We start from the raw sequence: 13,995 nt of genomic DNA, 5'->3' as shown, positions 1-13,995 counted from the left end.
GCGCCGTTCGCGAAGCCGAGGTGTGGAATACCGGGCCGCGTTCAGTCCGCGTGGGGTGACCAGTGGCGGGCGGAGGTGTCGTACGCGTAGCGGCTCAGGTTCTCGACGGCGCTGGTACGGAACGGACGACCGTGGTCGTCGATCCGCACGGCGCCCGTGCGGCCCTGGGAGGGCCAGCCCATCTCCAGGTACCAACCGCAGGCGCAGGTAATGGTGGCGGCCGTGATCTGCAGCACTTCGGGGTCCTTCGCAGAGACCCGGTAGGGCATGCGCACCGCCGGGATCGGCGTAGCCGCGTCGTTCCCGGCGGTCGCGTGGGCGAGCGGCCGGTTCTGCTACGACAAGTGCCGGGCCCGCGGAAAGACCCACACGCAGGCTCTCCTCCGCCTGGCCCGCCACCACATCAGCGTGCTGTTCGCGATGCTCCGGGACGGCACCTTCTACGAACCCCGTGTCCCCGGGCGACGGCTGCATGAACCAGCCCACAGGCAGGTCGGCTCGGATCAACATCTTGTGTCGTCCGTCCCCGCCGAGATCTCCGCGGCACCCCGGCGGACAGCTCCTCCAGCTCCCGCAGTAGCGCCGCGAATTGTGCCACCGTCCTCCGTCGGCACCGTCACACCCCGCGTTCGTAAGGCCGGGTACGGTCCCGGGACCCCACCCTGGGACGGGCCGCGCCACGAGACCGTGGACGGGGACCCTCTGTCGCTCGGGGTGGCCCTCTCGGGATGGTTGCTCATTCCGCGCGTCTGTCCGCTCTCCTGTCACTTGCACACCCGGCACACCCCCGGGCCCGGGGCCGAGAGCGCGTGGGGCCGGGACGATCCGCAGCGCACCGCGGACGTCCGGCGGGGCCCGGTGCGGGCGGTGGGAGGATGCGGGGAGGACGAGGGAAGGGCGGGAAGCGTGGGGCGGGGTGAGCGGGACACGGTCGCGAGGGGAGCGCGGCTGTACGAGGCGGCGCAGGCCGTGGTGGGTGACCACGGCAGGGCCGTCGGGGCGGTGCGGGCGGCACTGGAGCCGATCCACGACGCGGCGGTGCGGCGGGAACTCGACGCCATCCCCGTCGCCCGGCTGCAGGACGTCACCGAAGGGCGGCTCCGGCTGGGGGGCGTCGAGAAGAGCGGGCTGCGCACGGTGGGCAGTGTGCTCGAAGCGGGCCCCTACCGGTTGCGGCAGATTCCCGGGGTCGGGCAGCGCACCGTCGACCGGATGCTCGCCGCCGCCCGCCGGCTTTCCGAGGCCGCGCACGAGACCGTGGCCGTCCACATCGACGTGGACCGGCCGGAACCGAGCACCACCGCGCTCGTCGGGGCCCTGCACGTACTGGTGGAGGCCGGCCCGGACGCCCGGCGCGCCGTCGACAGGGCCGCCGCACTGTCGGAGCGGCTCGGTCCGTTGCTGGCCGATGCCAGGCCAGCCGCCGGGCGTCTTCGGATGCTCATGGCGGGCCGGGAGAAGAGGGCGCGCGCGCTGGCCGCGGTCACCGGGATCCGGGTGCTGGTGGACGAGGAGGAGCAGGCGGGCCTGCCCGGACTGCTCGCCCAGGCTTCGGTGGACCTGCTGCGGGGGCCCTCGTCCGACGTCGCGGCCTGGGTGGACTTCGAGCTCCGCTCGGCCGAGTACTACAGCCTGCTCGCCGAGATCTCCGGGCGGCTGCCCGACGCGGCCGCCGCCGAGGGGTTCCTGCCCGACGAGATCGCCGAGCGGGTACGGACCCAGCAGCTCGACGACTCCCACCGGCGGGTCTCCCTGCGTGGTTACCAGGCGTTCGGCGCGCGGTTCGCCCTCGCGCAGCGCAAGGTGATACTCGGCGACGAGATGGGGCTCGGCAAGACCATCCAGGCGATCGCCGTGCTGGCACACCTGGCCGCCGAGGGGCAGAGCCACTTCATGGTCGTCTGCCCGGCGAGCGTCCTCGTGAACTGGACCCGGGAGATCGAGACCCGCAGCGCACTGCGCGCCATGGTGCTCCACGGCCCCGACCGGCACGACGCGTTCGCCGACTGGAAGGGTCGGGGCGGGGTCGGAGTGACCACGTTCGACGCACTGCGGGGATTTCCCGTGCCGGGAGGCGGAGAGGTCGGACTGATCGTGGTCGACGAGGCGCACTGCGTGAAGAACCCGAAGGCCAAGCGGTCCCAGGCGGTCGCCCTGTGGGCGGAGCACTGCGAGCGCGTCCTCTTCATGACCGGAACCCCGATGGAGAACAGGGTCGTGGAGTTCCGCAACCTGGTCCGGATGCTCGATCACGGTGTCGCGGAATCCCTGGGCGAGGGGGACGCACCGGCCGGATCGGTCGCCTTCCGCAAGGCCGTCGCCCCGGTCTACCTGCGACGCAACCAGGAGGACGTGCTGACGGAACTGCCGAGTCTCCAGCAGACCGACGAGTGGGAGGAGCTGAGCGCTTCGGACGAGGAGGCATACCGTGAGGCCGTGCGCGCCGGCAACTTCATGGCGATGCGCAGGGCCGCGTACCTGCGCCCCGAGAAGTCGGCCAAGCTGGACCGGCTCCGGGAGATCGTCCAGGAGGCCGGTGAGAACGGGCAGAAGACGGTGGTCTTCTCCAACTTCAAGGACGTCCTGGGCGTGGTGAAGGAGGCACTCGACGCAGGACCCGCTGCCGGCACCGCGGTGTTCGGTCCGCTCACCGGAGGCGTCCCCGCCGGACGACGGCAGCAGATCGTCGACGACTTCGCCGGTGTCCCGGGCCCCGCGGTGCTCCTGGCGCAGATCCAGGCGGCGGGTGTCGGCCTCAACATGCAGGCCGCCTCTGTCGTCGTCATCTGCGAACCCCAGATCAAGCCGACCCTCGAGCACCAGGCGGTGGCCCGGGCACACCGCATGGGCCAGGTCAGGCCGGTCTGCGTGCACCGCCTCCTCGCCACCGGGGGAGTGGACGAACGCATGGTGAGGATGCTGGAGGACAAGACCCGCCTGTTCGACGCCTACGCACGCCGCAGCGCCGTGGCCGAAGCCACCCCGGACGCGGTCGACGTCTCGGACACCGAGTTGGCGCGCCGGATCGTCGAGGAGGAACAGGCACGCCTGGGCATGACCGACGGGAGGCCCACGGCACCCGAGTGAGCGACGGGGAGAGCGGCGGCCCACCGGCCAGGTCGTCGACGGGCCGTCCACCGACTGAGACCGTCGTTGATCAAGTCCGTCGTCCGCGGGGACACTGGGCCGCGTCGAACGGGTGCGGGGTGCCGGGGGTGGGTCGGTGAGGACGGCGGGGGCGGGTCCGGTGTTCCGGTGGGTGCTGCTTCTGGGGCTGCTGCTGGCGGGGGCCGGGGCCTGGGTGTCTGAGACGGCGACCGAGATCGAGCTGGTCGAGCTGACGGTGCTGGAGGAGCAGGCCGACGGTCGGTGCGTGGTCGAGTGGAACGATCCCTGGGCCGGCCCGCGGGAGGGGGAGTACCTCTGCGATCTCGGACGCGATCCGCTGCTGTTCGGCCCTCCGGCCCGGGGAGACGGCCCTGAGGGGTGGGACATGGGCTGGATCGAGGCGGAGGGCCCGGACCGCGGGGATCTCACCTCGGTGGAGACGTGGAACGACCGGATGGACCTCTCCGACGAGTTGTTCCTGCTCGGTCTGCTGCCGGTGCTGGTGGGCCTGGTGGGCGGGGGTGCCCGCCTGGTGCTGAGGCTGCGGGGGAGGCGCCACGGGCCGACCGGGGTGGGCTCGATGCTGCCCTGGCACACGGTGGGGAGGCAGGCGGGGGGCGCGGTCCTCCTGATTCTCGCGCCCCTCCTGGGGCTTCTCGGCCACGACCTGTTCACCGGTATCCCGGAGGATGTCGCCCGCCACCGGGCCTACCGGGCCGCCGTTCCCTGCTCGCCGGCCACGCCGTACGAGAAGGGGGAGGAGTGCCTGCGCGCGGTGGACTTCCGGGTGGTGGACGTGGTGACGGTGACGCATGCGAAGGGTTCGGACGACCACGAGCTGACCTTGGCCGGCTCCGGCCGCTGGGACGGCACGGTCCGGATGCGAGGCGAGGAGCCGCTCTTCCACCGCCTGGAGCGGGGGGACCGGGTCACCGGAACCGTCTGGCGCGGCGAGGTGGTGGCCGTCGCCCAAGGTGACGTGCGGCAGGTGACGCAGAACGAACCGCTGTACCAGCCTCAGCTGATCGCCGCCACCAGCGTCTACCTGGGCTACCTGGCGGCCCTGGGGGGGCTTGCCGGCCTCGCCCACCTGCTCCGTCCGCAGCGTTACGGCAGCGCTCTGTGGTACTGGTTCGTTCTTCCGCTGGTGGTGACCGGGGCGGGTGTCGCCCTGGCGGCCTGGGCGATCGGGGCCGCGGGCGACCGGCCGGTGTTCCCCCTGGCCCTGGGTACGGCCGTGGTGCTGCTGTTGCAGGCAGGGCCGGTCGCGGTGCTGGCCCACCGGGCGAGGCGTGCGTGGGGGTGAGGAACGGGGCGGCGAGCGGCCCGGGGGCGCGTGGTCCGTAGCAGGTCACAAGGGCTCCGGGAGGCAGTAGGGTCCGTCTCATCCAGCTCGCTCGTGACCGAGACGGGGCATTCGTGGACCTTGAGGCCCTTCACTCCTTCCTCGCGGTGGCCAGGCACCGGAGCATCTCCAAGGCCGCCGATGATGTTGCCCAGGTCCTGATAGTCGAGCCCGAGTTCCTTCATCATCGAGGGGAAGAGCGGGCTGATGATCCAGCGGTCCGGGCCGACGAGACCGAATCCCAGGGACAGCAGCAGAACAGCCGAGCGCCCACGACGCACTGACCGCGGACATCCAGCGGGAAGAAGGGGCGGCGGTCGCCACGGGCGGCGAGCTCGTCGTCGAGACCCACCAGCTCCTCTGCGAACTGGCGAACGCGGCTGAACGCCGTCGCCGCGCGCCCGCACCGGAGCGGTAGAGGCGGGCGCGCGGCGACGGCAGGGCCGCGGGGCGGCCCTGCCGGTCCGTTCCGGCGTGGGCGGTCAGCGCCCGACGGCCTTGCGCAGTTGTTGCTTGTCCATGGACGAACGGCCTTCGATGTTCTTCTTCTTCGCCTCTTCGTAGAGCTGATCCTTCGTGGGGCCCTGCGCACCCCTGTGGGAACGCTCTCCGCCACGCTGCGAGGCGGACTTCGGGTCCTGTGTGGAGGTCTTGCTCGAGGTCTTGGCCTCACCCGAACGCGCACGCTCCTTGTTCACCGTGCGTGCGGCGATCTCCTTCGCACGCTCCGCCGACCTGCCGCGCTCCTCGGCGCTCTCCTTGATGTGCTCGTACTGCCGCTCTCGCTTGGCGCTCGATCCGGACGGCATGACGCGTCTCCTCTGTCTCGCATGTCTCACACGGATGTCACGGGCACCGGCGCTCTGCGGGTACCCGCAACCGGCGGCATGCCACACCGCGCTGCTCCACCGCGTCGTGCCGCAGGCGTCAACCGCGCACGACGTGGGCACTCGTCCGCGAGGCACCCCGATCCGCAACGCCAGGAAGCCGCGCGGGCCGCGCACCGTACAAGGAGGCCGTGATGTCACCTCTGACCGCCGCCCCGTCCATCCGGGGACTGTCAGCCGTGGTCACCGGCGGTTCGCGGGGGCTGGGGCTGCTCCTCGCGGACGAGCTGGCCGCTCGGCACTGCGTCGTGACGGTGGTCGCCCGGGACGGCGAAGAGCTGACCCTGGCGGCGGAACTGCTCCGCCGGCGTCGCGGGGCACGCATCCGTACAGCGGTGTGCGACGTGCGGGACCGTGCGGCCGTGCGGGACGTGCTCGGCGAGACCGCCCGGGACTGCGGAGGCGTCGACCTGGTGATCGCCAACGCGGGGATCATCCAGGTGGCGCCCGTGGAGGCCGTCGGCGCCGAGGAGTTCCGGTCCGCGATGGACACGATCTTCTACGGCGCGTTGCACACGTCGCTGGAGGCGCTGCCGTATCTGCGGAGGAGCCCGGCCGGCGGACGGCTCGCGCTGATCGGCTCGGTCGGCGGGCTGCTCGCCGCCCCGCACCTGCTGCCGTACTCCTGCGCCAAGTCCGCCGTGGGAACGCTGGCGGAAGGGCTTCATGCCGAAGCCGCCCGCGACGGCGTCACCGTCACCGCCGTGCATCCGGGCCTCATGCGCACCGGTTCGCACCTGCACGCCGTTTTCGGGGGCGAGCAGGAGAAGGAGTTCGCCTGGTTCTCGACGCTGGCGGGCATGCCGTTGGTGTCCATGGACGCCGGCCGTGCGGCGAAGGCCATCGTCCGCGGCATCCAGCGGCGGCGTACGCGCATCGTGCTCACGCCCGCCGCCCGCGCGGCCGGCCTCGCGCACGGTGTGGCGCCGACGCTCACCACCCGGGCCACCGCCCTGGCCGCCCGCATGCTGCCGTCTGCCGGAGGCGGCCCGCGAGGGCTCCGGAGGGGCGCCGAGGTCGGGCCGCCGTCCCATCCGGTGGCGCGCAAGGTCCGCGCATGGGGCAGCGCGCTCAACGATCGCGCGTCGAGGGCGTACAACCAGCGTTCCGTGTGACGGCCGAGCGCGAGGTGGACAGAACGCGACGTGGACGGAGTGCGGTGCGAGCAGAGTGCGGCGCGAGCAGAGGACGACGTGAACAGGAAGGAGGCACGACGACGGACGGAAACGACGCACCGCAGGACCCCACCGGCCTGCACCCGCAGCCGGACTTTCCCTCGCAGGACCAGCCGCACCCGGGTTGGACCGGTCCGATGGACCCGCCGCCCGACCACGGCGAGGACTCCTACCGCGGCAGCGGGCTGCTGAAGGACCGGAAGACCGTGGTCACCGGGGGCGACTCCGTTATCGGCCGAGCGGTCGCCCTCGCGTTCGCCCGGGAGGACGCCGACGTCCTGTCCACCCGTCTGCGGGAGGAAGAGGACGAGGCGCGTGAGACGACGCGGCTCGTGGAGGAGGCGGGCCGGCGCGCCGTGGCCGTCGCCTGCGACATCCGCGAGGAGTCCCGGTGCCGGTCGCTGGTCGAAAGGGCCGTGGCGGAATTCGGGCGCATCGACGTCCTCGTCGACAACGCCGCCCACCAGATGGCTCAGCCGAAGGGCATCGGCAGTATCTCCACCGAGCAGTTCGACCGGGTCGTGCGCACGAATCTCCACGGCATGTTCCGCCTGTGCAAGTTCTCCCTGCCGCACATCCCGGCGGGCGGCTCGATCATCGACTCCGCGTCCGTCCAGGCATACAAGCCCACCCCCCATCTCCTCGACCACGCGACGACGAAGGGGGGATCGTCACGTTCACGCAGGGCCTGGCCCAGATGCCCGCCTCCGACGGGATCCGGGTGAACGCCGTGGCGCCCGGGCCCGTGTGGACCCCGCTGATCCCCGCGACGCTGGAGGACACCGCCGAGTTCGGCAAACAGAGTCCGCTCGGCCGCCCCGCCCAGCCGGCGGAGACGGCACCGGCCTATGTCCATCCGGCCTCGGCGCAGGCCGGTTTCATCACCGCGGAGATCCTCGACGCGACGGGCGGTACGCCCCTGCCCTGACCCCATGAGGGGGCGGCTACGGCCGGCCACCGGCGGGAGCGGCACGACGGCCGTCCCGCGGGTGGGCAGGCCCGTACGACGAAACCGCTGCCCGCCCGTCGGCCCGCGCTGACGTCGCCGCCCAGGACCTCGACCCGTTCGGACCCGTTCGGAGCCTGGCGAGGCCCCGCGGTGATCTCGTGTTCACTGTGCCGCACTTCGACCGAGGTGCGGCTTTCGTGTGTTCGCTCGAGGGCGTTCGGCGGGGTCTTTCGCGTGACGTGGCGCGCCACCGGAGAAGCGCCGTCGAAGGCCCGGCGGGAATATGACGCGCGCATGGCGGCTCTGTTTCGTTCGCGCAGGGCCCTTGTGCGATTCCTGTGGAACCCTCAATCTTTCATCTGGCGCACGGAGTTGACCGGTCACAGAGAGTTGACATGGGCAGGTCAATCATGGACCCGCTGTGCCACCCGCGCAGCACGTGTGTCGACCGCACCATCCCCCCACAGCAACGCACCACCGACTGAGGAGGAACCCTCACATGGCAGTGATGCGTCACCCCCGGCGAAGAATGGCCACCCTCGGCGTCGCGACCAGCGCGGCGCTCGTGGCGGGGCTCGTCGCCGCACTCCCCGCCGGCGCGGCCCCCGCTGCTGCCGAAGGCCGCATCCAGTACGAGGGCGCGGCGAACGCCGTCGCCGACAGCTTCATCGTGACCCTGAAGGCGGACGAGGCCAAGGCCGGCTCCGCCAAGGGCCGCGCCCTGGCGGAGAAGTACGGGGCCGAGATCGAGCGGACCTACACCAAGGCCCTCAACGGCTACGAGGTCGAGGCCTCCGAGGCCGAGGCGAAACGTCTCGCCACCGACCCGGCCGTCGCCTCGGTGATCCAGAACCGCACCTTCCACATCACCGCCACCCAGCCCAGCCCGCCCTCCTGGGGCCTGGACCGCATCGACCAGCGGAACCTGCCGCTGAACAACTCGTACACCTACCCGGACTCGGCCGGGCAGGGCGTGACCGCCTACGTCATCGACACCGGCGTCCGCATCACGCACAGCGACTTCGGCGGCCGTGCCTCCTACGGTTATGACGCCGTCGACAACGACAACACCGCCCAGGACGGCAACGGCCACGGCACCCACGTCGCGGGCACCGTTGCCGGCAACGCCTACGGCGTGGCCAAGAAGGCGAAGGTCGTCGGCGTCCGCGTGCTGAACAACTCAGGCTCCGGCACCACCGCCCAGGTCGTCGCCGGCATCGACTGGGTCGCCCGGAACGCGGTCAAGCCCGCCGTCGCCAACATGTCCCTCGGCGGCGGTGCCGACAGCGCCCTCGACACGGCCGTGCGCAACGCGGTCGCCTCCGGCGTCACCTTCGTCGTCGCGGCGGGCAACGAGTCGACCAACGCCTCCACCAAGTCCCCGGCCCGCGTCGCCGAGGCGATCACCGTCGGCGCCACCACCTCCAGCGACGCCCGCGCCAGCTACTCCAACTACGGCTCCATCCTTGACGTGTTCGCGCCCGGCTCCTCCATCACCTCCGCCTGGCACACCGGCGACACGGCCACCAACACCATCTCCGGTACGTCCATGGCGAGCCCGCACGTCGCCGGAGCGGCCGCCCTCCACCTGGCCGCCAACCCCTCGGCCACTCCCGCCCAGGTCTCCTCCGCGCTGACGGCCGCCGCCACCACCGGCGTCGTCGGCAACCCGGGCAGCGGCTCCCCCAACCTCCTGCTGAACGTGGGGGAGGGCGGCACCACCCCGCCGCCCACCGGTGACCGCTTCGAGAGCACCCAGGGCGTCGCCATCCCCGACCGGTCCACCGTCGAGTCCCCGATCACCGTCTCGGGCGTCTCCGGCAACGCGCCGTCCGACCTGGCCGTCGACGTGGACATCACCCACACCTACATCGGTGACCTCCAGGTCCAGCTGATCGCCCCCGACGGCACGGCGTACACGCTGAAGTCGTACGGCACCGGCGGCAGCACGGACAACATCAAGACCACGTACACGGTCGACGCCTCCTCGAAGACCGCGAACGGCACGTGGAAGCTGCGGGTGAGCGACAACGCCTGGTTCGACTCGGGCCGGCTCAACGGCTGGGCCCTGCAGTTCTGACGTAGGGCCTGACCCCGCGTCAATGCTGTTCCTGTGCCTCGTCCCCGCGGTCGGGCTCCGGGTCGGTGACCCGGCCGCCCGCCGCGGGGCGGGGCACGGGCATGCGGTGGGAGGTTCTGAGAGGTCCCGAGAGGTACGCAGTCCCGCGGGCCCGGCCCGAACCGGGGGCACCCCGACGGTCCCCGCGTACAGCCCGCTTACGATGCGCGCGGAGCCGTATGTCGGCCCGCGTCCAGCGTATGCACCTCTCCGCGTCAGCACGGCAGAACCAGGAGCACGGCACCCGTGTCCATACCCCCGCCCCCCGGGCCCCGTCAGCCCGAGGGCTTCCAGGGCCCGCACGCCCAGGGGCCGTACCCCCAGGGCCCGTACGCCGCTCCGCAGCCGCAAGGGGCCCACCCGCCACCGCAGTTCCCCTACGGGCCTCAAGGCCCCCATGGCCCCCATGGCCCCCACGGCCCTTACCCCCCGTACGGCCCCTACGGGCTCCAGCCCCCGGCCGCCGGCGCAGTCAACGGGGTCGCCATCGCCGCCCTCGTGTGCGGCCTGCTGTGCTTCCTGCCGGCCGTCGGGCTCGTGCTGGGGCTGATCGCGCTGTGGCAGATCCGTCGGCGCTCGGAGCGCGGCCGGGGCATGGCGATCGCCGGGGTCGTGCTGTCCTCCGTCGGGTTGGCGCTGTGGGTGCTGTCGCTCTCCACCGGCGCCGCGGCCGCCTTCTGGGAGGGCTTCAAGGAGGGAGCGCGCGGCAACACGATCCTCGCCCTGGAGGAGGGCGACTGCTTCGACTCGCCCGGCGGACTGGTGGGCTGGGCGGTCGAGGCCGACCAGGTGCCCTGCTCGCAGGAGCACGACGGGGAGGTCTTCGCCCTCGTCACCCTGCCCGACGGCGCCTTCCCGGGCGACGACAGCCTCGTCGACACCGCCGACGACCGGTGCTACGCCCTCCAGGACGGCTACGCCATGGACGCCTGGGCCCTGCCGTCCGACGTGGACGTTTACCACATCACGCCGTCCCGGGAGAGCTGGGACTACGGCGACCGCGTGATCACCTGTGTGTTCGGCAACCGGGACGCGGACGCCACCCTCACCGGGTCGCTGCGCCGGGACGAGAGCACGCTCGACGCGGACCAGGTGGCCTATCTGAAGGCCACGCACGTCCTCAACGCGGCACTGGACCAGATCCCCGTGGCGGAGGCCGAGGAGGACCTGCCCGGCCACCAGAAATGGGCGGGGCAGATGTCCGAGGCGCTCGCCGAGCAGAGCGGGATGCTGCGGGAGCACGAGTGGCCCGCCGACGCCGAGCGGCCGGTGACGAAACTCGCCGGTGAGCTCGAGAAGGCCGAGGCCGCATGGGCGAAGGCCGCCGAGGCCGACGGCCTGGACGCCTTCTACGAGCACTCCGCTCAGGGGTGGGAGCTCATCGATTCCCGCAAGACGGTCACCGCGCGCAAGGCTCTGGGCCTGACCACCACGCCGCCGACGTTCGACGAGGACGGGAGTGGGGGCGAGGGTGGGGCCGGAGGCGGGGACGACAGGGCCGATGACGGCAGTCTCGAGGTGTGAGGGCTTCCGTAGCGGGAGAAAGTGCCTGGGTAAAGACCCCGGCAAGGGTCCGTCATCACTTCGAGTGATTCTCTGGCCTTCACTTGCCCGGTACAACCTACGGTTGCCACCCTGTCGCTATCTGTACAACCTGACGGGAGCGGCCAGTGACATTCGGTGAGCAGCCGGCATATCTGCGCGTCGCGGGTGACCTCCGTAAGAAGATCGTCGACGGTCGGCTGCCGCCGCACACCCGTCTCCCGTCCCAGGCGAGGATCCGCGAGGAGTACGGCGTCTCCGACACGGTCGCGCTGGAGGCGCGCAAGGTGCTCATGGCGGAGGGCCTCGTCGAGGGCCGCTCCGGTTCGGGGACCTACGTCCGGGAGCGGCCCGTCCCCCGTCGCATCGCCCGTTCGGGCTTTCGTCCGGAGCGTGGCGCCACCCCGTTCCGGCAGGAGCAGGCGGACGGGAGCGTGCAGGGCACCTGGGAGTCGAGCAGTGCGCAGGCCGATGCCTGCGGGACCATCGCCGAGCGGCTCGGGATCGAGCCGGGCGACCGGGTGATGCGCACCCGGTACCTCTTCCGGGAGGCCGGCGAGCCGATGATGCTCTCCACCTCCTGGGAGCCGCTCGCCCTGACCGGCCGGACGCCCGTGATGCTGCCCGAGGAGGGGCCGCTCGGCGGTATGGGCGTGGTCGAGCGCATGCGCGCCATCGACGTGATCGTGGACAACGTCACCGAGGAGGTCGGCGCCCGCCCCGGCCTCGCCGAGGAGCTGGCGTCGCTGGGCGGCGTCCCCGGTCACGTCGTCCTGGTCGTCCGGCGCACGTACTACGCCTCGGGCCGCCCGGTCGAGACGGCCGACGTGGTGATCCCCGCCGACCGCTACCGGGTCGCGTACCACCTCCCGGTGAAGTAGCCGCGCCGTCCCGGGACCATCGCGGGCGGCGACCCCGGGAGATCGCCCCGGAGCCGTCGCCGGGCCCGAAGTGCTCCCTCTGCGCCCCGCCTGCGCCCCGTCCCTGCGTCCGGGCGGGGGCGGGGGCGGCGGCTTGCCTGGTCGGGCGACGTAGAAATCTGGCCGTTCTCGCAGGTGGCCCCCGAGTGGGGGGAGCCGGGGCGGCATGCCGCTGACCGGATACGTCGGGCTTGCGTACGGCGCGTTCGCCACCGTGCGCCCCCTGGGTACTGGCTGGTTGCGTACCTCTTTGTGCAAACTCATGTTCGCTGCGTGAAGGTAAGGCGTAGGCTCGGGCATATGCGGATTGGGGTTTCCTTACCGGGCTGGGCGCGGCGCAGGTCGCGGGCGGGAAGTGGAGGGGCGCGATGAGCGACGGCACGGCCACGCTTCCCTGGCTCGTGGTGCGGCAGGACGACAACGGCAACCGGTACCGCGTGGGCCGGTACGCGACCCGGGCCGAGGCGCAGAAGATCGCGGACAGTCTCGACGGTCGCGGGCACAAGCAGCTGTACTGGGTCGAGCGCATCGGGCAGAACGCGACGACCGCCGACTGACGTCACGCTTCCCGGTAGGGTCCCGTTCGACTGTGGTTCGAACGAGCGGAAACGGGACGGGTTCGGTGCTGATCGACACGGTGGCCTGGGTGCGGATCGAGAAGGGCCGCATCCTGTGCGCGCGCCCGCGCGGGAAGGACGTCTTCTACATCCCCGGCGGCAAGCGCGAGGGGGCGGAGAGCGACGTCGAGACGCTGCTGCGGGAGATCAGGGAAGAGCTCGCGGTCGCACTCGACCCGGACACGGCCGTCCACGTGGGCACGTACGAGGCGGCGATCCCCGGGACCCTCGGGACCCCCGGCCTTCCGGAGGGCGCGGTCGTCCGGATGGCTTGTTACACCGCCGAGGGCGAGGGGGAGCCGGAGCCGAGCAGCGAGATCGAGGAGATGGCCTGGTTCTCGTACGCCGACCGGGAACTGGTGCCGCCGGTGGACCAGTTGCTCTTCGACGATCTGGCCGCCACCGGCGAACTCGCCTAGACCACCCGCCCCGACCCCGCACCCGCCCGAAGGGCCCCGCCGCTTGATGCGCGGTGGGGCCCTTCGGGGTCCCGGGATCGGGAGGGCTCGTCGGACTCGCCTTCCCCGAGGCGGGTACCCGTCCGTTCGTCTCGCACATCACGGGCGACGTCGAACGCGGAGCCCGCGGTGCGTTCGAGGTGACGGACCTGTGACCGATGTCCGTATGCGCGATACCCGGGCAGGGATGTCGGGTATGGGTCCATTGACCCCATGAAACCTGATGTGGGGAGCCTGTTGTCAGCCCCGGAGTGACGGAAGTGGTCCGCGTGATCGACACCGAAGACGACCGGGTCACGTGGACCTTCCCCGCGGAGCCGGGTGCCGTGGGCGCCGCGCGCTCCACGGTCCGCGCGCAGTTGCACGGCTGGGGTCTCGACGGCGTCGGTGACCTGGCGGCCCTGCTGGTAAGTGAGCTGGTCACCAACGCCCTGCGGCACGCCACCGGTCCCATCGGCGTCTGCCTGTCGCGTCCCTCCGGCCCGGACGGCGTCCTGCGGGTCGAGGTCTCCGACCCGCTGCCGGACTTCCCGCACGAGCGCGTGGCCCGGGCCGAGGACGAGGGCGGGCGCGGGCTGCAGCTCGTCGCCCGCACCGCCCGCCGCTGGGGCGCCCGGCCGGGCGAGGTCGGCAAGACCGTGTGGTTCGAACTCACGGTGCCCGAGTGAGGCGTTCGCGCCCGGCTGAAACGAGGCGCTGTGCCGCGCCTCGGCCGTGTACGCACGGGCCACTCCTGTCGAGCGGCCGGTTCCGGCCCCTGATGGTTGTCGAAGAAGGGGGTTCGATGACGTGTCCGCTGGTTAGAAGACTGGGAGTGTTCTCACAGTTCGGACCGAAAAGCATCGGGATCGTGCTGTGATCGTGAACACCGTGTT

General features: G+C 71.9%; 11 protein-coding genes and 2 pseudogenes. 11 read left to right on the top strand and 2 right to left on the bottom strand.

All coding sequences use genetic code 11. From position 1 onward, the window contains the following. Positions 1-41: 41 nt before the first annotated feature. On the bottom strand, positions 42-236 hold the full coding sequence (locus tag AC6F7H_RS07960; RefSeq protein ID WP_500756130.1) for a hypothetical protein: 195 nt from the start codon (positions 234-236) through the stop codon (positions 42-44). A gap of 91 nt (positions 237-327) precedes the next feature. Here AC6F7H_RS07960 and AC6F7H_RS07955 point away from each other — a divergent pair. The 3 genes and pseudogenes from AC6F7H_RS07955 to AC6F7H_RS07945 all read left to right on the top strand — a co-directional run. Further along, positions 328-459: pseudogene (locus tag AC6F7H_RS07955) on the top strand (IS110 family transposase); the annotation flags it as partial. A gap of 447 nt (positions 460-906) precedes the next feature. Continuing rightward, positions 907-3,087, top strand: a complete 2,181-nt coding sequence (locus tag AC6F7H_RS07950; RefSeq protein ID WP_500761707.1) for a DEAD/DEAH box helicase — start codon at positions 907-909, stop codon at positions 3,085-3,087. A 136-nt stretch (positions 3,088-3,223) separates the two neighbouring features. Then, positions 3,224-4,414, top strand: a complete 1,191-nt coding sequence (locus tag AC6F7H_RS07945) for a hypothetical protein (protein WP_500756129.1) — start codon at positions 3,224-3,226, stop codon at positions 4,412-4,414. A 521-nt stretch (positions 4,415-4,935) separates the two neighbouring features. Here the strand turns inward: AC6F7H_RS07945 and AC6F7H_RS07940 are convergent. Beyond that, positions 4,936-5,262 (bottom strand): plasmid stabilization protein, encoded by a 327-nt coding sequence (locus tag AC6F7H_RS07940; RefSeq protein WP_500756128.1) that lies wholly within the window; start codon positions 5,260-5,262, stop codon positions 4,936-4,938. A gap of 212 nt (positions 5,263-5,474) precedes the next feature. Here AC6F7H_RS07940 and AC6F7H_RS07935 point away from each other — a divergent pair, with 212 nt between their 5' ends. From AC6F7H_RS07935 to AC6F7H_RS07900, 8 genes and pseudogenes are all read left to right on the top strand, one after another. Further along, positions 5,475-6,455, top strand: coding sequence for an SDR family NAD(P)-dependent oxidoreductase (locus AC6F7H_RS07935; protein WP_500756127.1), 981 nt, complete (start codon positions 5,475-5,477; stop codon positions 6,453-6,455). Then, positions 6,398-7,443, top strand: a pseudogene (locus tag AC6F7H_RS07930) (SDR family oxidoreductase). Before AC6F7H_RS07935 ends, AC6F7H_RS07930 begins: the two are co-directional and overlap by 58 nt. Before the next feature lie 520 nt (positions 7,444-7,963). After that, positions 7,964-9,544, top strand: coding sequence for a S8 family peptidase (locus tag AC6F7H_RS07925; protein WP_500756126.1), 1,581 nt, complete (start codon positions 7,964-7,966; stop codon positions 9,542-9,544). 285 nt (positions 9,545-9,829) lie between these two features. Continuing rightward, complete coding sequence (locus AC6F7H_RS07920) at positions 9,830-11,107, top strand: DUF4190 domain-containing protein (protein ID WP_500756124.1); 1,278 nt, start codon at positions 9,830-9,832, stop codon at positions 11,105-11,107. Between the two features lie 146 nt (positions 11,108-11,253). Continuing rightward, on the top strand, positions 11,254-12,006 hold the full coding sequence (locus AC6F7H_RS07915; RefSeq protein WP_500756122.1) for a GntR family transcriptional regulator: 753 nt from the start codon (positions 11,254-11,256) through the stop codon (positions 12,004-12,006). A 407-nt stretch (positions 12,007-12,413) separates the two neighbouring features. Continuing rightward, complete coding sequence (locus tag AC6F7H_RS07910) at positions 12,414-12,602, top strand: SPOR domain-containing protein (protein ID WP_109376818.1); 189 nt, start codon at positions 12,414-12,416, stop codon at positions 12,600-12,602. 65 nt (positions 12,603-12,667) lie between these two features. Next, entirely contained in the window at positions 12,668-13,081 is a 414-nt protein-coding gene (locus AC6F7H_RS07905; RefSeq protein WP_363041378.1) for an NUDIX hydrolase, read from the top strand. Positions 13,082-13,380: 299 nt separating this feature from the next. Beyond that, a complete protein-coding gene (locus tag AC6F7H_RS07900) occupies positions 13,381-13,788 on the top strand; it encodes an ATP-binding protein (RefSeq protein WP_500756121.1) in 408 nt (135 codons plus the stop codon). Positions 13,789-13,995: the final 207 nt, after the last annotated feature.

It is taken from the genome of Streptomyces sp. MMS24-W38 (assembly GCF_059889265.1).
The sequence above is the reverse complement of the archived record's forward strand: the minus strand, read 5'-3'. Positions and strand labels throughout refer to the sequence as shown.

Excerpts from the sequence above, each read along its gene's own strand:
- AC6F7H_RS07940 (WP_500756128.1), bottom strand. The coding sequence starts at position 5,262 with ATGCCGTCCGGATCGAGCGCCAAGCGAGAGCGGCAGTACGAGCACATC.
- AC6F7H_RS07910 (WP_109376818.1), top strand. The coding sequence starts at position 12,414 with ATGAGCGACGGCACGGCCACGCTTCCCTGGCTCGTGGTGCGGCAGGAC.
- AC6F7H_RS07935 (WP_500756127.1), top strand. The coding sequence starts at position 5,475 with ATGTCACCTCTGACCGCCGCCCCGTCCATCCGGGGACTGTCAGCCGTG.
- AC6F7H_RS07925 (WP_500756126.1), top strand. The coding sequence starts at position 7,964 with ATGGCAGTGATGCGTCACCCCCGGCGAAGAATGGCCACCCTCGGCGTC.